12 protein-coding genes are annotated in these 11572 nt (G+C 74.6%); all 12 read right to left on the bottom strand.

Annotation, left to right across the window (positions count from 1 at the left end):
- Window positions 1-2 precede the first annotated feature (2 nt).
- The 12 genes from O7619_RS19945 to O7619_RS20000 all read right to left on the bottom strand — a co-directional run bounded on the left by O7619_RS19945 (window position 3) and on the right by O7619_RS20000 (window position 11426).
- Window positions 3-968 (bottom strand): transketolase C-terminal domain-containing protein, encoded by a 966-nt coding sequence (locus O7619_RS19945; protein WP_282282639.1) that lies wholly within the window; start codon window positions 966-968, stop codon window positions 3-5.
- Window positions 968-1939, bottom strand: a complete 972-nt coding sequence (locus tag O7619_RS19950) for a thiamine pyrophosphate-dependent dehydrogenase E1 component subunit alpha (protein WP_282282641.1) — start codon at window positions 1937-1939, stop codon at window positions 968-970. Before O7619_RS19950 ends, O7619_RS19945 begins: the two co-directional genes overlap by 1 nt.
- Window positions 1936-2733, bottom strand: a complete 798-nt coding sequence (locus O7619_RS19955) for a DUF3050 domain-containing protein (protein WP_282282643.1) — start codon at window positions 2731-2733, stop codon at window positions 1936-1938. Before O7619_RS19955 ends, O7619_RS19950 begins: the two co-directional genes overlap by 4 nt.
- Before the next feature lie 2 nt (window positions 2734-2735).
- A complete protein-coding gene (locus O7619_RS19960; protein ID WP_282282645.1) occupies window positions 2736-3659 on the bottom strand; it encodes a phytanoyl-CoA dioxygenase family protein in 924 nt (307 codons plus the stop codon).
- A complete protein-coding gene (gene hppD, locus O7619_RS19965) occupies window positions 3656-4756 on the bottom strand; it encodes a 4-hydroxyphenylpyruvate dioxygenase (RefSeq protein WP_282282647.1) in 1101 nt (366 codons plus the stop codon). Before hppD ends, O7619_RS19960 begins: the two co-directional genes overlap by 4 nt.
- Before the next feature lie 73 nt (window positions 4757-4829).
- Window positions 4830-6059, bottom strand: a complete 1230-nt coding sequence (locus tag O7619_RS19970) for a beta-ketoacyl-[acyl-carrier-protein] synthase family protein (RefSeq protein WP_282282649.1) — start codon at window positions 6057-6059, stop codon at window positions 4830-4832.
- Window positions 6056-7675 carry a class I adenylate-forming enzyme family protein gene (locus O7619_RS19975; RefSeq protein WP_282282651.1) on the bottom strand — a complete coding sequence of 540 codons (1620 nt, stop codon included), beginning with the start codon at window positions 7673-7675 and terminating at the stop codon, window positions 6056-6058. Before O7619_RS19975 ends, O7619_RS19970 begins: the two co-directional genes overlap by 4 nt.
- Entirely contained in the window at window positions 7672-8187 is a 516-nt protein-coding gene (locus O7619_RS19980) for a beta-ketoacyl synthase chain length factor (protein WP_282282653.1), read from the bottom strand. The genes O7619_RS19975 and O7619_RS19980 overlap by 4 nt, the downstream gene beginning before the upstream one ends.
- The gene (locus O7619_RS19985) at window positions 8184-9314 is read right to left on the bottom strand and encodes a beta-ketoacyl synthase N-terminal-like domain-containing protein (RefSeq protein WP_282282655.1); all 1131 of its coding nucleotides are present in this window, start codon (window positions 9312-9314) and stop codon (window positions 8184-8186) included. Before O7619_RS19985 ends, O7619_RS19980 begins: the two co-directional genes overlap by 4 nt.
- Window positions 9307-9552, bottom strand: a complete 246-nt coding sequence (locus O7619_RS19990; protein ID WP_282282657.1) for an acyl carrier protein — start codon at window positions 9550-9552, stop codon at window positions 9307-9309. Before O7619_RS19990 ends, O7619_RS19985 begins: the two co-directional genes overlap by 8 nt.
- The gene (locus O7619_RS19995) at window positions 9552-9815 is read right to left on the bottom strand and encodes an acyl carrier protein (RefSeq protein WP_282282659.1); all 264 of its coding nucleotides are present in this window, start codon (window positions 9813-9815) and stop codon (window positions 9552-9554) included. The genes O7619_RS19990 and O7619_RS19995 overlap by 1 nt, the downstream gene beginning before the upstream one ends.
- Before the next feature lie 213 nt (window positions 9816-10028).
- Window positions 10029-11426, bottom strand: coding sequence for a class I adenylate-forming enzyme family protein (locus O7619_RS20000; RefSeq protein ID WP_282282660.1), 1398 nt, complete (start codon window positions 11424-11426; stop codon window positions 10029-10031).
- Window positions 11427-11572: the final 146 nt, after the last annotated feature.

Raw genomic sequence — 11572 nt, forward strand, 5'->3', positions numbered from 1 at the left:
GTTCATCCGTCCTTGAGGGTCAGTTGGATGGCGGCGGTGAGCTGGTCCCGACCGGGCTGCACGGCCCGGTCCAGGGCCGGCGCGAAGGGCAGCACCGCGCCGTCGGGCCGGGTGACCCGCCGGGGCGGGGCGGCCAGCCGGACCCGCTCCACCACGGTCGCGATGATCTCGCCGGCGATGCCGCACGAGCGGTTGCCGTCGTCGACCACGACGAGTCGCCCGGTGCGGCGCACCGACTCGACCAGCCCGTCCCAGTCGAACGGATACACCGTGCGGGGGTCGAACACCTCCACCGACGCCTGGTCGGCCAGGTCGTCGGCGACCGCGAGCGCGTCGTGCACCAGGTGCCCGACCGCGACCACGGTGACGTCGTCGCCCGGCCGGCGCACCACGCCCCGGCCCAGCGGCACCGGCGCCGGGTCGGTCACGTCCTCCCGCAGCTCCAGCGCGCCGGCCGGGGCGAACACCACCACCGGGTCGTCGCAGCGGATCGCGGAGACCAGCAGCCCGTACGCGTCGGCCGGGGTGGCCGGCACCACGGTGGTCACCCCGGCGTGGGCGAACAGCGCGTACGGGTGGTCGGAGTGCTGCCCGGCCCAGCCGGTGCGGGAGCCGGAGCCGGGCACCAGGTAGGTGACCGGCGCCGCGCACTGGCCGCCGGTCATCAGTGGGAACTTGTGCGCGTGGTTGACGATCTGCTCGAAGACCAGGAACAGCAGCGACGGGATCTGGAACTCCACCACCGGGCGGGCCCCGGCCAGCGCCGCCCCGGTGGCGAAGCTGGTGAACGCCTGCTCGGACAGCGGGGTGTCCCGGACCCGCTCCGGGCCGAACTTCTTCAGCAGGCCGGTGGTGACGTTCGCGGCGGCCACCCGGATGTCCTCGCCGAGCACCACGACCGACTCGTCGCGGGTCATCTCGTCGGCGAGCGCGCGGGTGAGCGCCCTGCGGTAGGAGAGCCGGGGCATCAGCCACCTCCGGTCCGGGCGGTGAGCCCGCTGGCGTACAGGTGGTCCAGGGCGGTCGCCGGGTCCGGGTGCGGGCCGGCGAGCGCGAAGTCGACGGCGGCCGACAGGACCGCCTCGACGGTCGCGTCGACCTCGGCCCGCACCGCCGGGTCCAACCGCGCGCCCTGGATGTCCACCGGGTCCCGGGACCGCCCGGCGGCCACCTCCTCCGGCGGGCGGTAGTCGAGGCGTACCCGGTGTTCGAAGGTGTGGTGGGCGTCGAAGCGGTAGGTGTGCGCCTCGACCAGCTCCGGGCCGCCGCCGGCACGCATCCGCGCGACGGCGGAGGCGCTCGCCGCGCGTACCGTCTCCGGGTCCTGACCGTCCACGGTGGTCGCCGGCAGGCCGAACGCGGCGGCCCGCCCGGCGATGGTGCCGGCGACCGCGCCGGCGACCGGCATGGTGGTGGCGTAGCCGTTGTTCTCGCAGACGAACAGCACCGGCACCCGCCAGAGCGCGGCCAGGTTGAACGCCTCCAGCAGCATCCCCTCGTTGACCGCGCCGTCGCCGAAGAACGTCGCGCCGACGATGTCGGCGCCGCGCCGCCGGCGCTCCCACACCGCGCCGGTGAGGATCGCGCCGGCGGCCCCGACGATGGCGTTGGCGCCGAGCACCCCGACGCCGAAGTCGGCGGCGTGCATCGACCCGCCCCGGCCCCGGTTGAGCCCGGTGACCCGGCCGCACAGCTCGGCGAGCATCCGGGCCGGGTCGGCGCCCTTGGCGAGCACGTGGCCGTGCCCCCGGTGGGTGCCGGTCACCAGGTCGTCGGCGCGCAGCGCCGCGCAGACCCCGGCGGCGATGCCCTCCTGGCCCAGGTAGGGGTGGATGCCGCCGACGATCTCCCCGGCGTCGACCAGCTCGATCGCGCGCTCCTCGAAGCGGCGGATCAGCCGGACCGTCCGGTAGAGCGCGACCGGGTCGGCTCCGGTCACGCCGGACGGCCCTCCTTGATCGCGGCGAGGATGTCGTCCCAGAGGCGGGCGCGGGCGGCCAGCGCGTCGTTCACCGTGTCCGCGCACTCCTGCCACTTCGTGTCGTCGTCGCCGCACAGGTCGGCGAGCATCTGCATGGCCATCGGGGTGTGCTGCTCGCCGTCGACCTCGATGTGCCGCTCCAGGTAGTCGACGAACGTGTTCAGCCGGTTGCTGCGCTCGTTGACGGCGACGACCTGGGTGAACATCTCCGGGATGAGGTCCTCCCGGCCGAACGCGAACGCCGCCGCCTGGCAGTGCACCGGCGTGCTCTCGATGATCCGCCAGGTGGTGCCGGCGAACGCGGCCGAGGCCGCCGGCACGCCGGCCGCGCCGAGCGCCTCGGTGACCGGGCGGCCGGCGCGCAGCAGGTCGACCAGGCTGTTCACGGCGGTGGTGTCGGCGCCGGCCTCGGTCATGCCGTTGACGTACAGCTCGAAGTGGCTGATGTAGCCCTCGCCCAGCTCGTCGCTCTCCTCGACCATGACGATGTCGTTGATGAGGCGGCGGCTGCCGGTCGGGCCGGTCGGGATCCACGGCACGGTGACGCAGGTGAGCTGGCGTTGCAACGACTTCAGCAGGGACATGAAGTCCCAGACCGCGAAGACGTGGTGCTCCATGAACGTGACGAGCGCCTCGTGCGTGTCCAGGTTGGCGTAGAGCGGGTGCTTGACCACCACGTCGCGGCGCTCGGTCACCGCCCGTTCCAGCCGCTCGATGCCCGGGTGCGTCTTTCCCCAGTCGTACCGTGACATTGTCAGCCTCCCTGCTGGGCGCGGTCGCGCCAGATGACCGGGCAGTAATCGGGGTCCGCGTAGTCCGGCCGGCCCTCGTGGGTGCGGCGGACCAGCACGTCGTGGTTGTACGCGGCGCGGGTGCCGTCGGAGAGCGGATACTCCCGCCAGGCGTTCGCGCCGTCCTGCAGGTGCAGCGAGATGGCCCGGCGGGGCCGCCCGCTGACGTTCGCGCCGCTGCCGTGGTAGGTGCGGCAGTGGTGGAAGCTCATGTGCCCCTTCGGGATCACCATGGGGACCTTGTGGATCTCGGCGTGGTTGTACGCCGCGTTCTCCGCCAGCATCGCCTCGAGCTGGTCGCGGTCCCGGTCGGCGAAGTGCCGCACCACCGTGTCGTCCGCGCCGATCTCCCGCCACCGGTGCGAGCCGTCCACCATGGTGATGGTGCCCATCTCCGTGCCGCAGTCGTGGAACGGGATGAACGCGGTGAGCATGTCCTCCGACGACGAGGACGCCCAGTAGTGCTTGTCGAAGTGCCAGGGCACGATGTTCGACGGCTCCCCGGCGATCGGCGGCTTCCAGATCAGCGTGGACTGGAAGATCCGGATCTCGGTGGCCCGGGCCAGCCGGGCGGCGACCGCGCCGATCAGCGGCTTGCGCAGGATCCGGGCGATGCCGTCGTGCTCGTGGTGGACGTAGTCGTTGTGCCGCTGCACGTCGCCCTTCGACGGCTCCCAGTAGGCGAGCTTCGGCGGGCGCGTCGGCAGCCGCCGGTCGCGCTCCCCCGCGTAGTAGCGGTCGGTCGCCGCGACGAGGTCGTCCACCTCGTCGTCGGTGAGCAGCTTCTTCGACAGGTACCAGCCGTGTTCGGCGTAGTGCCGGACGTCGTCGTCGGAGGGCAGCAGCGCCTCCTCCTCGGCGGTCAGCCCGGGATCGATGGTCGTCATACCCCTCCACCCTCTCCGGCCGCGGCGGCGAGGGTCGTCCCCGCCGCGGCCAGCTCGCGTTCCTTGGCCTCGTAGAGGGCCTTGATGTTGCCGCTGCCGAAGGTGCGCGCCCCGCGTCGCTCGATCACCTCCAGGAAGAGCGTGCGGCGCACGTGCATCGACTCGGTGAAGATCTGCAGGAGTTGGCCGTCGTGGTCGGAGTCGACCAGGATGCTCAGCTCGCGCAGCCGGTCCACCGGCGCGTCCAGCCGACCGACCCGCTGCTCCAGGTCGTCGTAGTAGGCGCCGGGCGTGTGGGCGAACCGCACCCCCCGGCCGGCGAGCGCGCCGACCGTGGTGACGATGTCGTCGGTGCGCAGCCCGAGGTGCTGCACCCCCGCCCCGGCGTGCCAGCGCAGGAAGTCCTCGATCTGCCCGGGTCGGGCGCCGGTGTCCGGCTCCAGCAGCACCAGCGTGACCTGGCCGGACGGGTTCTGCACCACCTTGGAGTTCATCGCCTGCCCGGCGACCTCGATGTGCTCGGCGAAGATCTCGGCGAAGCCGAACACCTTCTCGTAGTGCGCGACCGTGGCGTCGAGCTGCCCGGGCGGCACGCAGACCGCCAGGTGGTCCACCTCGGCCAGCAGCGCGTCGCCGTCCGCGACCGGCACCGGCTCGATCGCGCCGGGCAGGAACACGCTCGGGTCGCCGCGCCGCTCGACGAGGCGGTGCAGCACGTCGCCGAAGCCGCCGACCTCGGCGACCACCACCTCGGCGTCCGCGCCGGTGTGGGTGCGCGGCGGCGTCACCCCCGTCGCGCCCCGGGCCACCAGCTCCGCGTACGCCCCGGCGGCGTCGTCGACCGCGAGCGCGACCACGGCGATCCCGTCGCCGTGCCGGTGCACGTAGGTCGCCGCCGGGTGCTCCGCGGACAGCCCGGTGGTCAGCAGCAGCCGGATGCCGGCCTGGGCCAGCAGCAGCGAACGCTGCCCGGCCAGCCCGGTCTCCGGTCCGCCCTGACCGTGCAGCCGGAAGCCGACCGCGGTGTCGAAGTAGAAGGCCGCCTGCCGGGCGTCCCCCACGTACAACTCCAGATGGTCTATGCCGTTGACGTGCATGGGATTCCCCTCTTCCCCCCGTGATCGCGACCCGGGCGCCTCGCCCGGGATGGAGTCCGGTCAGCCTGTCGCCTCAGGTGACGACCCGGCGCAGCAGCAGGCTGACGTTCTGGCCGCCGAACCCGAACGAGTTCGTCAGCGCGTGCTCGGCCCGGCTGGACCGGGGCACGGCACGGACGTGGTCCGCCTCGCACTCCGGGTCCGGGTCGTCCAGGTGATATGTGGGTGGGAGCAGACCGCGGCGCAGCGCCAGCGCGGTGGCCGCGGCCTCCAGCACCCCGGACGCGCCGAGCAGGTGCCCGGTGAGCGCCTTGGTGGAACTGACCGGCACCCCGCCGACGCCGAACACCTCGGCCAGCGCGGTGGTCTCCGCGACGTCGCCGAGCCTGGTGCCGGTGCCGTGCGCGTTGACGTAGCCGACGTCGGCCGGTTCGATCCCGCCGGACGCGAGGGCCCGGCGCATGCACGCGGCGGCGCCGGCGCCGTCCGGCCGGGGCGCGGTCGGGTGGTAGGCGTCGGTGTTCGTCCCGTAGCCGGCGACCGTGGCGTAGCCGGTCACGCCCCGGGCGGCGGCGTGCCCGGCTCGTTCCAGCACCAGCAGCGCCGCGCCCTCGGAGAGCACGAACCCGTTGCGCCGCTTGTCGAACGGGCGGCTCGCCTCGGTGGGCTCGTCCCAGCCCCGGGCCAGCGCCCGGGCGTTGCTGAAGGTGTCGGCGAACGTGCCGAACAGCGGCGCCTCGCTGGCCCCGCAGACCACCACGTCGGCCTCGCCGGCGCGGATGAGGCGTACCCCGTCGGCGACCGCCTGGGCGCCGGAGGCGCAGGCCGTGCCGACCGACGAGCTGTAGCCGCGGATGCCGTGCGCGATGGCGATGCGCGCCGAGGGCATGTTCGGCAGGATCCCGGTGAGCAGGTACGGGCTGACCGCCGCCCGGCCCCGCTCGGCGCGGGCCACGATCTGCCGTTCCAGCGTGGACATCCCGCCGACGCCGCCGACGATCACCGCGGTCCGCTCCGGGTCGACGTCGCGCCCCACCTCGAGGCCGGCGTCGGCGAGCGCCTCGGCGGCGGTGAGCAGGGCGAGCAGCACGACCCGGTCGAGCACCTTGGTCTCCGGTCCGGAGGCGACGCTGCGCGGGTCGATCTCCGGCAGCACCCCGGCCACCTCCAGGCTGTCCCGCGCCGGGTGCCCCTCCGGGGGACGGGACAGCCCGGAGCGGCCGGTGAGCAGCGCGTCGAACGTCTCCGCCACGCCCCGGCCGGCCGGCGTGAACAGACCCATGCCGGTGATCAGGGCGGTCATGACGGCGACTCGGTCAGGTAGCGCTCGCGCAGCGCCACCTTGCGGACCTTGCCGGTCACGGTGACCGGGATGTCGTCGGCGCGTACCGGCACCACCCGGCGCAGCGTGGCGGCCACGTCCGGGCCGAGCGCGGCGCGGATGCGGTCGGTGCGGTCCTGCGCAGGGTCGGCCCCGGCGGCCAGTTCCAGCAGCACGTCGGTGGTCACCGTGTCGTCGGGCCCCTTGACGATGACCACGGTGCAGTCGGTCACGTCGGGGCAGGCGGCGAGGATCCGTTCCTCGGACAGCGCGGTGAAGAAACGCTTCCCGCCGTCGACCTCGACCGAGTCGACCGCCCGGTCCAGGTGGTAGTAGCGGCCGGCGTCGTCGGCGTACACCAGGTCACCGGTGAGGTACCAGCCGCGCAGCCGGTAGCGGTAGGTGGTGACCGAGTCGTTCCAGTAGCCGCGGAACAGCGACGGCGAGTCGATGCCCAGCCAGCCGACCTGGCCGGCGGGCAGCTCGTTGCCGTCGGCGTCGAGCACGGCGACGGTGGCGAACCGGTAGGGGCGGCCGACGCAGCGGCCGTAGTGGTCGGTGTCGACGGTGTGCGTGACGTGGAACATCGAGTGCCCCATCTCGCTGGAGCCGAGCCCGTCGATGAAGACCGAGCCGGGCACCCGGGTCACCCCCTCGCGGGTCACCACGTCCCGCGAGCCGACCGCGACCAGCTTGCGCACGTGCGGCTCGTGCGAGCAGTCGCCGGTGTTGAACCACAGCCGCACCGAGTCCAGGTCGTAGCCGGACAGGTCGAAGCGGGCCAGCTCGGCCCAGGTCACCGAGAAGCCGAACACGCCGTCCGGACGCCACCGCTGGATCGCGTCGAGGACCCGTTCGCCGCCCTGCTCGGAGAGGAGGAACATCTCGGCCCGGTTGCCGAGCGCCTGGTTGACCATCAGCACGGTGGCGGTGTGCGGGGCGGGCAGCGCGTTGAGGATCCGGCTGGTGCCCTGCGCCTGCGGCATGGACAGCAGGTGCCGGGTGGCGGCGAAGAGACTGGCGTGCGAGTGCAGCACCGCCTTCGGCACGCCGGTGGTGCCGGAGGTGTGGGTGATCACGATCGGGTCGTCCGGGTGGTGCCGGTAGAGCGCGGGCGCGGCGGCCGGGTCCCCGCCGCCGGCCGCCGCCGGCTCGCCGAGCAGCGGGGCGCCCAGGTCGTGCCCAGCCAGCGCGTCCGCGTGCGCCGCGTCGGCGAGCACCCCGACGGCGCGCAGCCGGCGGATGTACTCGGCGGCGATCTCCGGGCGCAGCCTGCCGTTCATCAGCGCCGGGATCGCGCCCAGGCGGGTCAGCGCCAGGAACGACAGCACCATGTCGGCGGCCGTGCCGGCCCACACCGCCACCGGGTCGCGCGGCTTCACCCCCCGTTCGTGCAGCCAGGCCGCCCGGGCGGCGACCATCCGGTCGAGCGTGCCCAGGGTCAGCGGCGTCTCGGCCGGGTGGCCGTCGACCGCGGTGTCGAAGGTGAGCCCCGGCCCGTCCGGGTCGGCGCCGTGGGCCAGCACCCGGGCGAGCACGTTGCCCGCGCCCAGTTCGGTGTCGGCGGCGAGCGCGCCGCGCAGTCCCCTCGTCCTCATTGACGTGTCTCCTCCCCCAGCAGCACCGCGCGCGCCTCGCCCGACGTGCCGTCCGGTGCCAGTTCGATCAGGATCAGCAACGCCTGCGCGGCGTCGCCGTCGTGGTACAGCAGGTCCGCCTCGGCCTCCCCCTGCGCCCGCGGGTCGCCGGTCGGGCTCAGGCACACCACCGGCCCGTCCAGCCCCCAACGCGCCGCGACGTGCCCGGCCACGCTGTTCGGCACCGACTGGAAGAAGAACAGCGGGCCGACCCGCCCACCGGCGGCCACGGTCGCCCGCACGTGCGCCGCGCCGGCCGTGTCCCCGCCCGCGCTGACCAGCACCACCGCCGTCCGGTTGCCAGCCGGCAGCGGCCCGCCCCCGTACCGCCGGGTGAGGCACCGCTCGGCGACGGCCGCCACCAGCGGCGCGAACGCCGAGTGCACGAACCCCGGCAGGGCCGGCGCCGCCGCGTCCCCGTCCTCGGGCCACCGCGCCTCGGCCAGCACCGCGGGTCGGGCCGACGGGGTCACGCCGCACCGACCAGGAGGGCGGTGTTCGCGCCGCCGAAGGCGGAGTTCAGGGTCAGCGCGTGGCCGGTGGCCACCGGGCGGGGGGCGTCGCGGATGACGTCCACCGGGCAGTCCGGGTCCGCGGCCAGCCAGCCGGCGGTCGGCGGCAGCTTGCCGTGCCGCAGCGCCAGCACGGTGACCACCAGTTCGAGCAGCCCGGACGCCTCCAGCGTGTGCCCGTGCACCGACTTGGTGGAGCTGACCGGCAGCCGCCCGGCGAGGTCGCCGAAGACCCGGCCCAACGCCTTCGCCTCGGCGGCGTCGCTGAACGGGGTGCCGGTGGCGTTGGCGTTGACGTACCCGACCGCGGCCGGGGGCAGCCCGGCGCGACGCAGCGCCGCCTCGACCGCCCGGGCCAGCCCGTCCCCGCCCGGATGCGGCTGGCACGCGTGGTAGGCGTCCCCGGCCCGGCCCCAGCCGGCGACCGTGGCCACCGGCTCGGCGCCCCGGCGGGCGGCGACGGCGGCCGACTCCAGCACCACCGCGGCCACCCCGTCACCGAGCAACAGGCCCTTGCGGCCGGCGCTGAACGGGCGTACCGCCCCGTCGGCGGCGAGCGCCCGGCCGGCGTCGAAGAGCGCGTACTGGTCGGGTTCGACCAGGTAGCCGGCCGCGACCACGACCCGGTCGGCGTCGCCGCGGCGGATCAGGGCGGCGGCGTCGGCGACGGCGGTGCTCGCCGAGACGCAGGCGGTGGTGTAGACCCGGGTGGGCCCGCCGAGACCGCACCGCGCGGCCAGGTGACCGGCGAGCGCCGGCACCGTCGGCTCGTCCACCCCCGACGGTACGGGCAGCGAACGCGGCCCGCCGTGGGTGGCCAGGAACAGCGCCGTGCCCGCCCGGTCGGCCCGCTCCAGCCCGGCGTCCCGGCCGGCGTGGTCGACGGCGTCGGCCAGTTCCCCGGCGAGCGTGTCGGTCTGCGGCAGGGTGGCGGCCAGGGTGACCCGGCGGCCGGTGGTGTCGAAGCGGCGCACCGGGGTGAACGCCGGGGCGCCGGTCAGCACCCCGGACAGCAGCGCGTCGGCGCCCCTGCCCAGGGCGCTTACCGCGTGCATGCCGGTGATCCGTACGGTCTCCCGCTCAGCCATCTGCGGGAGCGGTGAGCGAGGTCTGGAACACCGTCAGCGCGTCGTCGACCGTGCGGATCCCGGCGAGCTGGTCGTCGGTCAGGTCCAGCCGGCGGTCGTAGCGTTGCTCGACGAGGTGCACCAGCCAGGCCAGCTCCATCGAGCCGAGCCGGTCCGGCACCGCGTCGACGGGCTTCGCGGTCAGTTCGGCGAGCATGGTCACCAGGTCAGCTCGCCCCAGGTCGGGCTGACCGGACATCAGGAGGGGTCGCTGTTCGTGGCCGCCCGGTCGGCCACCATCGTGGTGAACTCGCCGACCGTCATCAACGCCAGCTTCTCCGACTCGTCGTCGGCGAACTTCAGCCCGTAGCGGTCCTCGACCCGGACGGCGAGGTCGGCCAGGGCCAGCGATTCCAGGTCGACGCCGGAGGGACCGAGGGTGGTGCCGTCGTCGATCCCCTCGACGTCGTAGTTCATGTCGGTGAGCTGCTCGATGACGAAGGTGCGGACCTCGTCGCGCATGGGTGTGACCTCATTTCGGTACCAGTTACCGGTGCCCGGTCGGGACACCGTGTCCGTCCGGACCGGCCGTGGCCGCGGCGTCCAGCGGGAGCCGACGCGGCGGCGGGTCCGGCGCGCGGGTGGCGCGCCGTCCGGCCGACCCGGGGTGGGGGGCGGGGTGGGCCGGACGCCCGGCGGGCGTCCGGTGGCGGTCGTGGCCGCGCGGCGGTCCGGTCACGACGCCGCGTCCCGCAGCGCCGCGGCGGAGCGGACCAGCTTGCCGGTGGTGGTGCGCGGCAACCCGTCGAGCAGGCGCAGCGTGCGGGGCCGTTTGAAGCCGGCCAGCCGCTCGGCGAGCAGGCGGTCGAGCGTGTCCTCGGTGAGCGTGCCGTCGGTCTGCACGTAGGCGCTGATCCCGTCGTCCCAGACCACCACCGCGGCGGTGACGCCGGGCAGCCCGGCGACGGTGGCCTCCACCTCGGTCAGGTCGACCTTCAGGCCGCCCACCGACACCTGCGAGTCGAGCCGGCCGGCGATGGTCACCAGCCCGGTGTCCGGGTCGACCCGGCCGGCGTCGCGGGTGTGCAGCCAGCCGTCGGCCCAGCGGGTCGGGTCGGCGAGCCCGACGTACGGGTTGGCCGGGCAGCTCACCCACAGCTCGCCGTCCTGCGCGCGGACCCGGATGCCGGGGGCGGGGGCGATGGCGGGCCGGTGCCGGCCGTGCAGGTCGGTGCCGATGACGCCGACCTCGGTCATCCCGTACATGTTGCCGAGCGGGACGCCGTAGCGGTCGGTGAACGCCTGGGCGACCGCGGCGGGCACCAGCTCACCGCCGGTGGTCATGCGCTGGAGCTGCGGCAGCGGCCCGGTGGGCGCGGTGGAGGCGAGCAGTCCGATGTGGAACGGCACGCCGAGCACGGTGGCCGGGGTGTCCTGCGCGGCCACGGCGGCGAGCACGGCGTCGCCGCTCAGCCGTTCCGGCGGGCACAGCTCGACCCCGGCGTGCAGCCCGTAGAGCAGGCCGCCGACCAGGCCGAGGACGTGCACCATGCTGGGCAGCAGGATGATCCGTTCGCCGGGCCGGGCCACCCCGTCGATCTCGGTGTAGCGGCGCACCTCGGCGACCAGGTCCTCGGCGGTGCGACCGATCACCTTGGACGGTCCGGTGGAGCCGGAGCTGAGCTGGATCACCGCGTGCGGGCTGCCGGCCGGCCGGTCGGACCAGGCGCTGACCCCGGCGGTGACGTCGACGAAGACGCGCAGCGCGCCGCCGCCGGTGCGCACCGGCGCGACCACCACCTGCGGGGTGAGCCGGTGCAGCGCCCGGTCGACCTCGTGGTCGGTGAGCCGGTGGTCGAGCAGCACCGCCTGCGCGCCGGCGCGCCAGGTGGCCAGCAGGTGCGCCACGTAGGCGAGCGACGGCGGCAGGCGCAGCGCCGCCGCCCCGCCGGGGCGCAGCCCGGCCCCGACCAACCGGTCCTGCGCCTCGCCGACCAGCCGGCGCAGTGTGCCCCGGTCGACCGGTTCGGGCAGGCGCAGGCAGACGTCCGTGTCCCGCCCGGCCAACAGGATGTCGTCCACCCAGTCCACCGTCGTCGACGCAGCATTCCGCGCCACGGGATGTGCCACCACGACCCGCCACCGCCCAGCCTAGAAGTGGGGCGAGATCCGCCCTTCTCTGTGCTGGGGGAACCCTACGACGGGCCCACGAGCATCGCCAGATGCGAATGGGTAGATCCAAAACAGCGGCTGGGTGGATTGCCCAGGATCGATCGGAC

It is taken from the genome of Micromonospora sp. WMMD998 (assembly GCF_029581235.1).
In the GTDB taxonomy this organism is placed as follows: domain Bacteria; phylum Actinomycetota; class Actinomycetes; order Mycobacteriales; family Micromonosporaceae; genus Micromonospora.

What these genes read in the sequence shown, in the direction of transcription:
- O7619_RS19985 (WP_282282655.1), bottom strand. Translation starts at nt 9,314, where the DNA reads ATGGCTGAGCGGGAGACCGTACGGATCACCGGCATGCACGCGGTAAGC.
- O7619_RS19945 (WP_282282639.1), bottom strand. Translation starts at nt 968, where the DNA reads ATGCCCCGGCTCTCCTACCGCAGGGCGCTCACCCGCGCGCTCGCCGAC.
- O7619_RS19995 (WP_282282659.1), bottom strand. Translation starts at nt 9,815, where the DNA reads ATGCGCGACGAGGTCCGCACCTTCGTCATCGAGCAGCTCACCGACATG.
- O7619_RS19990 (WP_282282657.1), bottom strand. Translation starts at nt 9,552, where the DNA reads ATGTCCGGTCAGCCCGACCTGGGGCGAGCTGACCTGGTGACCATGCTC.
- O7619_RS19970 (WP_282282649.1), bottom strand. Translation starts at nt 6,059, where the DNA reads ATGACCGCCCTGATCACCGGCATGGGTCTGTTCACGCCGGCCGGCCGG.
- O7619_RS19975 (WP_282282651.1), bottom strand. Translation starts at nt 7,675, where the DNA reads ATGAGGACGAGGGGACTGCGCGGCGCGCTCGCCGCCGACACCGAACTG.
- hppD (WP_282282647.1), bottom strand. Translation starts at nt 4,756, where the DNA reads ATGCACGTCAACGGCATAGACCATCTGGAGTTGTACGTGGGGGACGCC.
- O7619_RS19955 (WP_282282643.1), bottom strand. Translation starts at nt 2,733, where the DNA reads ATGTCACGGTACGACTGGGGAAAGACGCACCCGGGCATCGAGCGGCTG.
- O7619_RS19960 (WP_282282645.1), bottom strand. Translation starts at nt 3,659, where the DNA reads ATGACGACCATCGATCCCGGGCTGACCGCCGAGGAGGAGGCGCTGCTG.